Origin of the sequence: Pannonibacter indicus, from assembly GCF_001418225.1 — a bacterium.
In the GTDB taxonomy this organism is placed as follows: domain Bacteria; phylum Pseudomonadota; class Alphaproteobacteria; order Rhizobiales; family Stappiaceae; genus Pannonibacter; species Pannonibacter indicus.
On sequence record NZ_LIPT01000007.1, the window covers coordinates 84,736 to 98,332 of the forward strand.

General features: G+C 63.8%; 10 protein-coding genes. 7 read left to right on the forward strand and 3 right to left on the reverse strand.

Annotated elements, in window-relative coordinates; genetic code table 11:
* Positions 1-261: 261 nt before the first annotated feature.
* From ASC48_RS11795 to ASC48_RS11805, 3 genes are read right to left on the reverse strand one after another with little or no spacing between them, the layout of a single operon-like run.
* Complete coding sequence (locus ASC48_RS11795) at positions 262-1,914, reverse strand: CRTAC1 family protein (protein WP_055455945.1); 1,653 nt, start codon at positions 1,912-1,914, stop codon at positions 262-264.
* Positions 1,911-3,380: a di-heme oxidoredictase family protein gene (locus ASC48_RS11800; RefSeq protein WP_055455946.1), complete on the reverse strand. Its 1,470-nt coding sequence runs from the start codon at positions 3,378-3,380 to the stop codon at positions 1,911-1,913. Before ASC48_RS11800 ends, ASC48_RS11795 begins: the two co-directional genes overlap by 4 nt.
* 42 nt (positions 3,381-3,422) lie before the next feature.
* Positions 3,423-4,691: an ROK family transcriptional regulator gene (locus ASC48_RS11805; protein ID WP_055455947.1), complete on the reverse strand. Its 1,269-nt coding sequence runs from the start codon at positions 4,689-4,691 to the stop codon at positions 3,423-3,425.
* Positions 4,692-4,942: 251 nt separating this feature from the next.
* Between ASC48_RS11805 and xylF the strand changes: the two genes are divergently transcribed.
* The 7 genes from xylF (at position 4,943) to ASC48_RS11840 (ending at position 13,561) form a co-directional block, all read left to right on the forward strand.
* Positions 4,943-5,977 carry a D-xylose ABC transporter substrate-binding protein gene (xylF, locus tag ASC48_RS11810; protein ID WP_055455948.1) on the forward strand — a complete coding sequence of 345 codons (1,035 nt, stop codon included), beginning with the start codon at positions 4,943-4,945 and terminating at the stop codon, positions 5,975-5,977.
* Between the two features lie 145 nt (positions 5,978-6,122).
* A complete protein-coding gene (locus tag ASC48_RS11815) occupies positions 6,123-7,412 on the forward strand; it encodes a sugar ABC transporter permease (RefSeq protein WP_055455949.1) in 1,290 nt (429 codons plus the stop codon).
* A 3-nt stretch (positions 7,413-7,415) separates the two neighbouring features.
* Complete coding sequence (locus ASC48_RS11820) at positions 7,416-8,198, forward strand: ATP-binding cassette domain-containing protein (RefSeq protein WP_208975689.1); 783 nt, start codon at positions 7,416-7,418, stop codon at positions 8,196-8,198.
* A gap of 146 nt (positions 8,199-8,344) precedes the next feature.
* A complete protein-coding gene (gene xylB, locus ASC48_RS11825; protein WP_055455950.1) occupies positions 8,345-9,790 on the forward strand; it encodes a xylulokinase in 1,446 nt (481 codons plus the stop codon).
* 1 nt (position 9,791) lies between these two features.
* Positions 9,792-11,108 carry a xylose isomerase gene (gene xylA, locus ASC48_RS11830; protein ID WP_055455951.1) on the forward strand — a complete coding sequence of 439 codons (1,317 nt, stop codon included), beginning with the start codon at positions 9,792-9,794 and terminating at the stop codon, positions 11,106-11,108.
* Positions 11,109-11,190: 82 nt separating this feature from the next.
* A complete protein-coding gene (gene otsB, locus ASC48_RS11835; protein ID WP_055455952.1) occupies positions 11,191-11,928 on the forward strand; it encodes a trehalose-phosphatase in 738 nt (245 codons plus the stop codon).
* A 268-nt stretch (positions 11,929-12,196) separates the two neighbouring features.
* Positions 12,197-13,561: an alpha,alpha-trehalose-phosphate synthase (UDP-forming) gene (locus ASC48_RS11840; protein ID WP_082440102.1), complete on the forward strand. Its 1,365-nt coding sequence runs from the start codon at positions 12,197-12,199 to the stop codon at positions 13,559-13,561.
* The last annotated feature ends 36 nt before the right edge of the window (positions 13,562-13,597 follow it).

The window sequence follows — 13,597 nt, forward strand, 5'->3', positions numbered from 1 at the left end:
GGCTTATCCGCTCCCATTGAAGGAAAATTTGTCCAAACAGTCAAATATTTTTCGAAAGATCAATTACATGAGCATGATAGTCATGTTTTTGCAGGTGCTAACTGATTGAAATGATTTGGGGTGGCAGTTCTCCAATCAACCGCCTTTCCGGCTTCATCCGGCCGGGAGAGCCGGTATTCGGGCAATCGAACCGGTCAAACCCCTCCGTTTTCGTCCTGCCATGACTTGATCATGGCAGGACGGTGGAGAGTGACAATCTACCTACTCCGGCAGCCAGAGCTTCGCTTCTTCTGCACCGCGCTCGATGACCACGTGGGTGTTGGCGAAGACGCGGTAGGCGTGGCTCCATTCGCCGTCCGGCCAGCGCACGCGGATCTGGGCGCGTTCGGAGACGCCGAGGCCGAAATGGGCGAAGCCGAGCTGGCCGGAGGCGTGGCCGCCGCCAATCTGCAGGTCGCGCTCGATGGACTTGGTGCCTGCCCGCACGCTGATCTTTGCGCCGATGGCGTTGCGGTTGGGCTTGCCCGGCTGTTTCAGCTCCACGGCCACCCAGTTGCCGAGCGGGCGCGGGGCTTCGGCTGTGCCTGCGCCCGTGTTGCGGAACAGGCTGACGGGGGCGCTGCGGTTGACCACAATCAGATCCAGCAGGCCGTCCTGATTGAAATCAGCCAGTCCCGCGCCGCGTCCGCGCCGTTCCAGTGCGATGCCGGAAAGGTCACCGGTTTCGGTGAAGCTGCCATCCCACTGGCCCAGCAGCAGGTTGTCCGGGTCAAAGGCGGCAAAGTCCGGCATGGCTTCCACATTGCCCTTGGCGATGTAGAGGTCCCAAAGGGTGTCGTTGTTCACATCCTGAAATTCCGCGTGCCAGCCGGTGGAGGGGCGCAGGTCCCCGCCCGTATAGGGCCGGTGCGCGGTGACGCCTTTTTCAAAGGCGATGTCCGCATAGACCGGCACCACCTCATCGCCTTCCTTTTCCAGCGTCTGCAGCTTGGTATCGCCCATGCTGGTCAGTGCATATTCGGGTTGGCCGTCCACATCCAGATCGATGCTGGCAATGCCCATGCCCCAGATGGTGAGGCTGCGCCAGCCGTCGGCCCGGCGGTAAAGCCTCGCAGGGCGGTCCGGCGGCACGGCCCAGAGCTGTTCCTCGCCGCCCCGGTAGTAATGCCGGTCGTTGGAAATGCGGAGTGAAGCTTCGCCGGAGCGGTTCCAGTCGGTGAACATCATCGACAGGGCGCAGAAGCCAGGTGTCAGACGCTCGGCCTGCGAATAGTCCGGCCGGTCCTGCGATTGCGGACGGAAGAGGAAATTGTCGTGGCAGGTGCCCCAGGGCGAACCGGGCAGGGAGCGGTCCACATAATTGCCGAAGGCGAGCGTTGGATAGGCGTTGCCAGCTTCCCACACGGCGGAGAAGGCCGTGCTCCATTCGTTGCCGCCCTTGAAGCCGAGAGAGCGGTTGGCCACCTCGAACTGGCAGCTTCCCTTGCCGCGCAGCAGCAGGTTTTCGCCCTCGCGCAGCACGGCGAGGTCCGGTTCGCCGTCATTGTCAAAATCGAGCGGATAGGCGCCCAGCACCTTGGTCAGGCTGCGTTCATCGGCGCCGCTATCGGTGCCTGCGAATTTCAGCGGCCCGCCGGTGGTGCTTTCGTTCACGAAAAGCCCGGCCGGGTTCTTGCCGCCGGCGATGAACAGGTCCGGCTTGCGGTCGCCGTTGCAGTCGAGAATAGCAACGCCGCCGCCGACGAAATATTCCCAGGGGCCTTCGTAGCTCTGGCGGATGCCGGCGGCTTCCGCTTCCTCCACGAAATGCGGCACGGGGGCGAGCGAGACTTTGCGCTCCTGCGCCAGCGCAGCCGTGGCGGCAAGTGGCAGCAGGGCGAGGAGAGAGGTGGTAACCGGGCGGAGAATGCTCATTTGCCAACCTCCAGGCTGCGCAGGAAGGCAATCACCGCCTGCCGGTCTTCCTCGGGCAGGGCGGCATAGGCCTTCTGCGTCTCCTCCGCCTTGCCGCCATGGGCCATGATCACTTCATGCAGGGTGGTGATGTCGTTGCGGTGGCCATAGGGCGCCGTATTGCCCACGCCCCAAAGTTCGGCGGTGATGAACACGTCCCGCTCGACGAAACGCTGGCCCAGCAGCTCGTTGCCCAGCCGGTTGTTGCGCTGGCCGGAAATCTGATGGCGCTTGAGGTCGCCGTAGAGCGGCACCAGAACGCGGCCCTTGTCATCGCGCGGCAGGGCCTTCACCCATGCGAGCGCGGACAGATCATAGACCAGCGGCGTCTCCACATCCTGCCGCCGCAAGGTGCCAGCTCCTTCCACCGGGCCCGGGTCCTCGAAGGCAAGGCTCTCCAGCGGCAGGGACGGGCGGTGGCAGGATGTGCAGCCGGTTGCGGCAAAGAGGTCTTCTCCCCTTGCGGCGGCGGCCTTCCAGTCATCGGGGAGATCTTGCTTGCGGCCCGGCGCGGGCAGAGTGGCCTGAAAGGCGACGAGAGCAGAGACATGTTCGGGGCGGATTTCATCGGCCACGCCGTCCATGTCGAAATCATCCGTGCCGGTCCACATGCTGCCGAAGCGCTCCTGCGCCTGCATACCGTGATGCACATTGAGGGCGTTGACCGTAAACTGGCGCAGGGAGGCGAACACGCCCTTCTGGCTGAAGGGGCGCAGCACCAGATCCGGGTCGATACCGTCGATGGCGGAGACGTCGATCGTGCCATCGGGATGGGCGGTCACCTTGCCGAAGCTGACGCCCTTGGTTTCGAGCGGCGCCGTCACCGGCACCTTGTCCGCCCGCGCCTTGCGCACGGCTTCGGCGCGCTGGGCTTTCAGCTCAGCCGTCATCTCCCGCGCCAGCAGCTCGATCAGGCCGGAGCCCTGCAGGATGTTGGTGCCGCGCTCGTTGGAAAACTGCGGGTCGGAGGTGTCGAAATCGGCGCTCTCGAAGCCTTCGGAGACGAAGACATTGGCGGTGAAATCCCCAGCGCCGCCGATGACAGGCTGGTGATGGCAGCCGGAACAGGCGGCCGCATCCGGGCCGGGCATGCGGTTGAACAGGTTCTCGACCGCGCGCTTGCGTTTCGTCGGCACGATGGCCTGCGTTGCCATGGGCCGTCCGGCGCCTTCCTCGCGGATGAAACGCGCCTCGAACAGGCGGCGGCCTTCTTCGGCAAGGGCTTCCAGCGCGGCGGGGCTGCCGGTCTTGCGGGCTTCCTCCAGAGAGGCGCGGATGTCCTCCAGCGGCGGCGTGTGATCAAGGTTCCGCTCGCTCCAGCTCTGCGCATGCGCAGATGCCGCAAGGCCCAGCCACAGCGCGCCTGCTCCTGCAAGCGCCGCAGCAAAAGGCAGCCATATGCGGCCTCGTTCCTGTCTCCCCCTCATGCCGTCGCTCCCCCGGGCTGCGGTTCATATGTGCCGCAGCGATCAGATCTCTTTGCTGGCGCCTTGCCGGATGAGGCTCGCTCGGGGGCTTATGCCCTCCGGCTGGCCGGTCAGGCTCTCATCCAGCCGCCGCATGGCCTGCGCGACAAGCCCGCGGCGGATGAAGTCCTCGTTCCATTCCACCACGTCGATCACCAGATGCCGCCGCAGGTCCTCCACCAGCACCTCCTCAAGTGCCTGATGCATGCCGGCTTCCATGAACTCGAAGGCCTCGATGCCCGCGCCGGTCAGCACAATGCGCGCCGGCTCGATGATGGCCAGCAGCCGGGCAAGACCAATGCCGAGCGCTTTGCCGGCGCTATTGAAGACGGCGCGCACATGGGGGTCCCCGGCTTTCGCCTTGCAATAGAGATCGTCAAAGGTCTGGCTGTTCACGGGCAGCGAGCGCGGGTCCGTGTCATCCGGCAGGCCCAGCACCTGACGCAGCAGGGCGTAGTCTGCAAGATAGGCTTCAAGGCAGCCGCGCTTGCCGCAGCGGCACAGGGCGCCGCCGGGAATGTGGTTGGCATGGCCGATTTCCGCCGCCGCTCCCGTGGCACCGACGAAAAGGTGGCCATCGAGAAACAGGCCCATGCCGACGCCGTAATCCACCATCAGGACGGCAAAGGTGCCGCTGTAGCGCTCTGGCTCCGACCAGTGCAGCGCCTCGGTGATCATGTTGGTGTCGTTGGTCAGGAAGCAGCGGGCGCCCAGCCGGCTGCGGATGGGCGCGACCACGGGGATGTTGCGGCCCTTGAAGGCAGGGCTCCAGACGATCTCTCCGCGCACCCTGTCCACAATGCCCTGCGAGGCGACGCCGATTTCCTGCACGGTGGCCGGATTGGCACCCGATTCCTCGACAAAGCTCGTAATGGTGCTGCACAGAAGATCTGGAAAGCTCTCGGCATCCGCCCGGGTTGTGTCGAACGGATACTTGCGGCTGAAGATGATCTTGCCGGTAAAGTCGGCCAGCGCCAGATCGATCCAGTTGACTGAAATGCGCAGACTGATGACGCTGGCCGCGGCGCCGTTGAGGGCCAGCATGCTGCGCGGCCGGCCCCGTGACTGGGCAGCGCGCGGCTCTTCGGTCTCGATCCCGGCAATCAGGCCTTCATCCAGCATGTCGGAGGTGATGGCGGTGATCGTCGCCGGGCTGAGACGCGTGGCCCGTCCCAGATCGATGCGCGCCATCTGCCCTTCGCGCCGCAGCGTCTGCAGGATGATGCTGCGGTTGCGTTTGCGGATCTGGTCCCTGTTCGCTGTCTGCGTCATGTCCTGACGTAGTTCCCGTGCTGTTTCCGTCCCTGACCTGCCAGTCTTTATGCCGCCAGCATGGTCTTCAGCGTAATGAAACCGTTTCCGGCCTCCAAAAGCATGTTGACAGGCGGCGAGCTTTGGAGCAACTTTTTTTCGGGCGCCGAAAAAAATAAAGGTCCGCCCGCTGAGATGGGGGTTCGACACTCTCAGGATTGAAAGAGGCTGCGCCGGGAGAAGGGTGACGCCTTTCAGGAGGAAACAACGCAATGCGCAAGATTGCCATGATTTTTGCGGGCGCGCTCATGTCTGCGACCGCTCTGACTGCTGCCGCACAGGCGCAGGATGTCGTCGTCGGTGTGAGCTGGTCCAACTTCCAGGAAGAACGCTGGAAGACCGACGAAGCTGCAATCAAGGCGGCTCTTGAAGCTGCCGGTGCCAAATACATCTCTGCTGACGCTCAGAGCTCCTCTGCCAAGCAGCTGTCCGACATCGAAGCCCTGATCGCACAGGGTGCCACTGCCCTCGTGATTCTCGCACAGGACGCTCAGGCCATTGGCCCGGCTGTGCAGGCCGCTGCCGACGAAGGCATTCCGGTTGTCGCCTATGACCGCCTGATCGAAGACCCGCGTGCCTTCTACCTGACCTTCGACAACGTGGAAGTGGGCCGCATGCAGGCCCGCGAAGTGCTGAAGGTTGCGCCGGAAGGCAACTACGTCATGATTAAGGGCTCCTCCACGGACCCGAACGCCGACTTCCTGCGCGGCGGCCAGCAGGAAGTCCTGCAGCCGGCGATTGACGCCGGCAAGGTCAAGATCGTGGGCGAAGCCTACACCGACGGCTGGCTTCCGGCCAACGCGCAGCGGAACATGGAACAGATCCTGACCGCGAATGACAACAAGGTGGACGCCGTTGTTGCTTCCAACGATGGCACCGCAGGTGGCGCCGTTGCCGCTCTGGCTGCTCAGGGCATGGAAGGCATTCCGGTTTCCGGCCAGGACGGCGACCATGCCGCTCTGAACCGCATCGCCAAGGGCACCCAGACGGTTTCCGTGTGGAAGGACTCGCGCGAACTCGGCAAGACGGCTGCCGAAATCGCGGTGGCTCTCGCCAAGGGCGCTGATCTGGGAAGCATTGAAGGTGCCGCCAAGTGGACCTCGCCGGCTGGCACCGAGATGACCGCACGCTTCCTGACCCCGATCGCGATCACCAAGGACAACCTCAACGTTGTCGTGGACGCGGGCTGGATCAGCAAGGACGCACTCTGCCAGGGCGTTTCCGGCGGCCCGGCTCCCTGCAACTAAGGCCTGACCGGTCAAGACCTTGCACTGCCCCGGATGGTTCCGGGGCAGTGTCTTCGATGTGAAACCGCCGCGCTTGCTTGACTGACCTTGGGTCACGCGCTCCAATCGGCACATCAGGACCGGCTTTTCAACCAGGAGCACTTCGATGTCGAATGCAGACCTGTCCGGGGCGAGGACTCCGGCGGCCCGCTCGTTTTTATCCGCGCTGCAGCTGGACACGCGCCTGCTGGGCATGATCGGGGCGTTCATCGTCCTCTGTCTCGTGTTCAACGTGATCACGGACGGGCGTTTCCTGACACCGCGCAACATCTTCAACCTGACGATCCAGACCGTCTCGGTCGCCATCATGGCAACGGGCATGGTCTTCGTCATCGTCACCCGCCACATCGACCTGTCCGTCGGTTCGCTCCTGGCGACGGTCGCGGCGGTGATGGCTGTCGTGCAGACGCAGGTGCTGCCCTCAATGCTTGGCCTCGGCCATCCCGCCATCTGGATCATAGCAATTCTTGCAGGTCTCGTGGCCGGTGTCGTCATTGGCGCAGCGCAAGGCTGGATGGTCGGCTATCTCGGTATTCCCGCCTTCATCGTCACGCTCGGCGGTTTGCTGGTCTGGCGGAACGTTGCCTGGTTCATCACCGACGGCAAGACGATCGGCCCGCTGGATGAAACCTTCCTGTTGCTGGGTGGAACGGGCGGTTCGCTTGGTGAAACCTGGTCATGGATCTTCGGCATCGTCTGCGTGGCTGCATCCATGGCGCTGCTGTTCTCGGCCCGCAAGCGCCGAGCCTCGCATGGCTTTGCCGTCAAGCCTGCCTGGGCAGAGGCGGTCATTGCAGCAGTGATCTGCGGTGCCATCCTCGGCTTCGTGGCTGTTCTCAATGCCTATGACATGCCGGTGCAGCGCGTGCAGCGCATCTTTGCCGACCGCGGCGAGGCCATGCCTGAAGGCTTCCGCATGGGCTATGGCATCCCGATTTCGGTGCTGGTGCTGATCGTCGTGGCGGTCGCCATGACCATCCTTGCCCGCCGCACCCGCCTTGGCCGCTACATCTTTGCAACCGGCGGCAACCCGGATGCGGCCGAACTGTCGGGCATCAACACCCGCCTGCTGACGGTCAAGATCTTCGCGCTGATGGGTGGGCTTTGCGCCATCTCCGGCGCGGTGGCCGCCGCCCGTCTTGGCTTCTCCACCAATGACATCGGCACGCTGGACGAACTGCGCGTCATCGCGGCGGCGGTGATCGGTGGCACGGCGCTCTCCGGTGGTGTGGGAACCATCTACGGGGCAATCCTGGGTGCGCTGATCATGCAGTCGCTGCAATCCGGCATGGCCATGGTGGGTGTGGATGCACCGCTCCAGAACATCGTCGTCGGCATCGTGCTGGTCTTCGCAGTCTACGTCGACATCATCTACCGCAAGCGCACGGGGGATTGATCCATGGCGCCTCTGGTCGAAATGAAAGACATCTGCATCTCGTTCGGCGGGGTGCGTGCGGTGGATCATGTGTCCATCGACCTCTTCCCCGGCGAAGTGGTGGGCCTGCTGGGCCACAATGGCGCGGGCAAGTCGACGCTGATCAAGATCCTGTCCGGTGCTTACCGCCAGGACAGCGGCGAGATCCTGATTGATGGCCAGCATGCCACGATCAACAGCCCGCGTGATGCGCGCAAGTACAACATCGAGACGATCTATCAGACGCTGGCGCTGGCCGATAACCTCGATGCCGCCTCCAACCTGTTCCTGGGCCGCGAGCTGGTGACGCCGCTGGGCTTCGTCGATGATGACCGGATGGAAGCGGAAACGCGCAAGATCATGGCGCGGCTCAACCCGAACTTCAAAAAGTTCAAGGCGCCCGTGAAGGCTCTCTCGGGCGGTCAGCGCCAGTCGGTCGCCATTGCGCGTGCTGTCTATTTCAACGCCCGCATCCTGATCATGGACGAGCCGACGGCCGCCCTTGGCGTACACGAGACGCAGATGGTGGCGGAACTGATCGAGGAGCTGAAGAGGCAGGGCCTCGGCATCTTCCTCATCAGCCATGACATCCACGATGTGTTCAAGCTGTGCGACCGCATCGCCGTGATGAAGAACGGCCAGCTGGTCGGCACCGCCAAGACCACGGATGTGACCGATGATGACGTGCTGGGCATGATCATCCTCGGCAAGTGCCCTCCCGGCGCAACGCCGGGACCGGGCGCGCTCAACGATGTGGCCGCGGCCTGACCACCTGACCATGCGGGAGCCTGCGGCATCGCAGGCTCTGGCAGAAACGGCCGTCATCGGCTAGAAGAAGCAGTCCCCGGACGGGTGCGCACACACGCGCTGCCTGTTCCGGGTTTCTTTCGGATCAATTTTGAGGGGCGTACCTCATGCATATCGGCCTTGATATCGGCACCAGTTCGGTGAAGGCGATCCTGATGGATGACAGCCAGGCGGTGCTCGCCTCGGCCAGTGCCCATCTCACGGTCGAGCGCCCGCATCCCGGCTGGTCGGAGCAGGACCCGGACAGCTGGTGGACGGCGCTGGAACAGGCGTTGGACACGCTTGCCGCCTCTCATCCAAAGGAGATGGCAGCGGTGCGCGGCATTGGCCTGTCCGGCCACATGCACGGGGCTACCTTGCTGGATGCGGCAGACAAGCCGCTGCGCCCCTGCATCCTGTGGAATGATGGCCGCTCCGCCGCGCAATGCGCGGATCTGGAAGCGCGCGAGCCGCGGTTCCTCAGCCTTGGCGGCAACCGGGTGATGCCGGGCTTCACCGCGCCGAAGCTGCAATGGGTGCGTGAGAACGAGCCGGAGATCTTTGCCCGCACGGCCAAGGTACTGCTGCCGAAGGATTACGTCCGCCTGCGCCTGACCGGCGAGCATGTGGGCGACATGTCGGACAGTGCCGGCACGCTGTGGATGGATGTGGCCGCCCGCGACTGGTCCGATGCGCTGCTGGAGGCCACCGGCCTCAACCGCAGCCACATGCCGCGCCTTGTCGAGGGTTCGGATGCCAGTGGCCGCCTGCGGCCGGAGCTGGCGCAGCGCTGGGGCATGACTTCTGCCCCGGTGGTGGCCGGTGGCGGCGGCGACAATGCGGCCTCGGCCTGCGGCACGGGTGCGGTGAAGCCGGGCTCGGCCTTCGTCTCGCTGGGCACCTCGGGCGTGCTGTTCGTCACCAATGACCGGTTCTCGCCCAATGTCGGCAGCGCCGTGCATGCCTTTTGCCATGCGGTGCCGGATACATGGCACCAGATGGGCGTGATCCTGTCGGCGACCGACAGCCTCAACTGGCTGTCCAAGGTGCTGCGCCGCCCGGCGCAGGAGCTGACGGGGCTCGTCACGGAGCTGAAGCGGCCTTCGGATGTGATGTTCATGCCGTATCTGGGCGGCGAGCGCACGCCGCATAATGACGTGGCGATCCGGGGCGGCTTCTTCGGCATCTCGCATGACACGGATGAGGCGGAGCTGACCCATGCAGTGCTGGATGGCGTTGCCTTTGCCCTGATGGACTGCCTCGCGGCGCTGACTTCCGCCGGAACGAAGGTGGAGCGTGTCACCGCCGTGGGCGGCGGTTCGCGCTCGCGCAGGTGGCTGGAAATCATCGCCACCGTTCTGGGCGTCACCGTTGATCTGCCGCAGGATGGTGACTTCGGCGCCGCGCTGGGCGCTGCCCGCCTCGGTCAGGCGGCGGCGGATGGTTATTCTGATGCGCTCTTCAGCGCCCCGCCGATGGCCGCTGCCGTCGGCCCCAACCCCGCTCTTCGTTCCGCCTATGGCGAGGCCTATGCCCGCTGGCGCAAACTCTATCCCGCAGTGAAGGAGATCTGACGTGGCGACTGGTTTTTTTGACGGGCTGGAGCAGGTCCGGTTCGTTGGTCCTGATTCCAAGGACCCCTACGGCTACCGCTTTTACGACAAGGACCGGGTGGTTCTCGGCAAGCGCATGGAAGACCATCTGCGCCTTGCCATATGCTACTGGCACTCGTTCTGCTGGCCGGGCGGTGATCCGTTCGGCGGCGATACCTTCCAGCGCAAGTGGATGGCGGCCGGTGATCCGATGGAACAGGCCCGCCTGAAGGCCGACGTTGCCTTCGAGATGTTCCAGCTGCTGGACATGCCCTTCTTCACCTTCCACGACCGCGACATCGCGCCGGAAGGGGCGACGCTGGCCGAGAGCAATGCCAATGTGAATGCCATTGCCGACATCTTTGAAAAGAAGATGGCCGAGACGGGCGTGAAGCTGCTGTGGGGCACTGCGAACCTCTTCTCCAACCGCCGCTTCATGAGCGGTGCGGCCACCAACCCGGACCCGGAAATCTTCGCCTATTCCGCAGCGCAGGTGAAGAACGCCATGGACGTGACCAAGCGTCTGGGCGGTGCAAACTACGTGCTGTGGGGCGGCCGCGAGGGCTATGAAACCCTGCTCAACACCGATCTGAAGCGCGAGCTGGACCAGCTTGGCCGTTTCCTGTCCATGGTGGTCGAGTACAAGCACAAGACCGGCTTCAAGGGCACGATCCTGATCGAGCCGAAGCCGCAGGAGCCCACCAAGCACCAGTATGACTATGATGTTGCCACCGTCTTCGGCTTCCTCAAGGCCTATGGTCTTGAGAAGGAAGTGAAGGTGAATATCGAGCAGGGCCATGCGATCCTTGCCGGTCACTCCTTCGAGCACGAGCTCGCACTCGCCAATGCGCTGGGCATCTTCGGCTCGGTGGACATGAACCGCAATGACTACCAGTCGGGCTGGGACACGGACCAGTTCGCCATGAACGTTCCGGAACTGGCGCTGGCCTATTACGAAATCCTCAAGGGCGGCGGCTTCACCACCGGCGGCACCAACTTCGACAGCAAGATCCGCCGTCAGTCGATTGACGCGGTGGATCTGATCCAGGGCCACATCGGCTCGGCTGATGCCATCGCGCGCGGCCTGCTGGCTGCTGCCGCGATGATCGAAGATGGCCGTCTCGGCGGCTTTGTCGAAGACCGTTACGCCGGCTGGTCCAAGCCGGAAAATGCGGCAATCCTCAAGGGGGAAGTGTCGCTGGAAGCTCTGGCTGACCGCGTTCATGCCACGGGTCTTGAGCCGCAGCCGAAGTCCGGCCGTCAGGAATATCTGGAAAGTCTCGTCAACCTCTTCGTTTGAAGTCTTGCAATCTTCCGTCCCTGCTCCGGAGAAAATCCGGGGCAGGGGTGGACTTTTCCCGCGTGTGTCTTAAACTGAGCACATGCAACATCCTGTCCGTCTGCAGCCCGATAGTGCTCTTTTTCTCGATTTTGATGGCACGCTGGCAGCTCTTGCGCCCCGGCCGGAGCTCGTAGACGTTGATGAACAAGTGATCAGCTTTCTGAGCCGGATCAATGATTGTCTGGATGGTGCTGTCGCCATCATCACCGGCAGACCTATCTCAGAGATCGACGGATTTCTCCACCCCCTCGCTTTGCCCGCCGCCGGGCTCCATGGCCTTGAATGGCGCAGCACCGCTGCTGCTGATCCCGTGCGTGCCGAAGCCTCACCGGAACTGCAGTATCTGCGGCGGTCGGTGGAAGCCTGCGGGCTGCTGGCTGACGGCATCCTGCTGGAAGACAAGGGCGCGGCCATCGCGCTGCACTACAGGTCCATTCCCCATCTGGAAAGCGCGCTGGAGGCTTATCTTGCGCGTGTTCTGACCGGGCTGCCCGGCCTGCATGTCCTGCGCGGCAAGATGGTGATGGAAGTGAAACCGGCGACCCATGACAAGGGACTGGCACTACGCCGCTTCATGGAGCTTCCGCCTTTCAGCGGACGGGTGCCGGTCTTTGCAGGCGATGATGTGACGGATGAAGACGCCATGGCCGCAGCGCTTGCTCTTGGAGGGAGCGCGTTGAAGGTGGGGGAGGGGCCAACCTGCGCAACCGCACGCCTGCCGGATGTTGCTGCCGTTACGGACTGGCTCGCGCAGCAGGCGCGCCATCTGACGGCATAAACCGGCAGGCGGGGCTTCAAGGAAGCTTCGAACATCTATTGCGGGAACTCTTTGCGGTGCTGGCTGTTCAGTCATTGGCGCCTGGCGCTGCATGAGTATTTTCAAGGTGTGATGCGCCAGCATCCCGGAGCCTTGGTTTCACTGTGTCTTGAGAGGGCATTTCATTTGCTGCCTGCCTGGCGGTTGTCAGGTGTCCGGCACATCAATCAAAGCAAAGGAGGCGAAGGCCATGGGACGGCTTGTTGTGGTATCAAATCGGGTAGGCCCGATGAAGGACACAGGCAAGGCTGGAGGGCTCGCCGTGGCTCTGGTCGATGCACTGACAAGCTCCGGCGGACTTTGGTTCGGCTGGAGCGGCAAGGTCTCCGAAGAGGGTACGTTCGGCCCTTTTCAACAGCAGAAGACAAAGTCGGTCCAGCTGGTGCAGATCGACATGACGCAGGCCGATCACGACAGTTTCTATGCCGGCTATGCAAACCGGACGCTCTGGCCGGTGCTGCATTACCGGCTTGATCTGGCTGTCTTCGACCGTGCCTTTGAAAACGGCTACCGGCATGTGAACGAGCGCTTTGCCTCCCGGCTGCATCCATTGCTGCAATCCGATGATCTCATCTGGGTGCATGACTATCACTTCATGCCGCTGGCCGCGACGCTGCGCGAAATGGGCGTCACGGCGCCCATCGGCTTCTTCCTGCACATTCCGCTTCCGGCGCCAGAGGTTCTGGCGGCGCTGCCCAATGCGGGCGCGCTCATCCGAACCATGCTGGCCTATGACGTGGTCGGCTTCCAGACCTCGCGCGATGCTGCCAACTTCCGCCGCTTCGTGGTGGATGAGCTGGGGGGCGTCAAGGGTGCGGGCGGGGTGGTGAAACTGCAGGACCGGCAGGTGCTGGTGAAGGCCTATCCCATCGGCATCGACGCGGAGGCCTTCGCTCAGTTTCCCGCGACACCGGATGCGCAGCGCAATTCTGCCCGCCTTGCCAAGCAGCTGGCCGGGCGGCGCCAGATCGTCGGCGTGGACCGGATCGATTACACCAAGGGCCTGCCGGAGCGCTTCCGTGCTTTTGCCCGGCTGCTGGAGGATTATCCGGAAAATCAGGGGCAGGTGTCGCTGATGCAGGTGGCGCCGCCGTCACGGGCGGAACTCGATGCCTATATCGATATCCGGCGCGAGCTGGAGGGGCTGACCGGCCATGTCAACAGCCGCTTCTCGCAGCTGGACTGGACACCCATCCGCTTTCTGGCGCGGGCCTTTCCGCGCCGTGTGCTGGCGGGGCTCTACCGGTCGAGCCATGTCGGGCTCGTGACGCCGCTGCGTGACGGTATGAACCTTGTGGCCAAGGAATATGTGGCGGCGCAGGCACCGGAGGATCCGGGGGTGCTGGTGCTGTCCCGCTTTGCCGGTGCGGCAGAAGGCATGCCGGAGGCGATCAGCGTCAATCCCTATTCGGATGAAGACGTGGCGCGCGGGCTCCAGCGGGCTCTGACCATGCCGCTGGACGAGCGCCGCGCCCGCTGGCAGCCGATGTTTGACCGGCTGTGCCGGGAGGACGCGAAGAACTGGTCCTCCTCCTTTGTCGCGGATCTCGTGGCGGCGCGGCGGGAAGTTGGGGCCTCGTTGACGGCGGCCTGATGCCGAGGCGGGTGCCGCCGCCACATCCCTCCTTGA

Coding starts and splice junctions, on each gene's coding strand:
- ASC48_RS11795 (WP_055455945.1), bottom strand. CDS start 1,914: ATGAGCATTCTCCGCCCGGTTACCACCTCTCTCCTCGCCCTGCTGCCA.
- ASC48_RS11800 (WP_055455946.1), bottom strand. CDS start 3,380: ATGAGGGGGAGACAGGAACGAGGCCGCATATGGCTGCCTTTTGCTGCG.
- ASC48_RS11805 (WP_055455947.1), bottom strand. CDS start 4,691: ATGACGCAGACAGCGAACAGGGACCAGATCCGCAAACGCAACCGCAGC.
- xylF (WP_055455948.1), top strand. CDS start 4,943: ATGCGCAAGATTGCCATGATTTTTGCGGGCGCGCTCATGTCTGCGACC.
- ASC48_RS11815 (WP_055455949.1), top strand. CDS start 6,123: ATGTCGAATGCAGACCTGTCCGGGGCGAGGACTCCGGCGGCCCGCTCG.
- ASC48_RS11820 (WP_208975689.1), top strand. CDS start 7,416: ATGGCGCCTCTGGTCGAAATGAAAGACATCTGCATCTCGTTCGGCGGG.
- xylB (WP_055455950.1), top strand. CDS start 8,345: ATGCATATCGGCCTTGATATCGGCACCAGTTCGGTGAAGGCGATCCTG.
- otsB (WP_055455952.1), top strand. CDS start 11,191: ATGCAACATCCTGTCCGTCTGCAGCCCGATAGTGCTCTTTTTCTCGAT.
- ASC48_RS11840 (WP_082440102.1), top strand. CDS start 12,197: ATGAAGGACACAGGCAAGGCTGGAGGGCTCGCCGTGGCTCTGGTCGAT.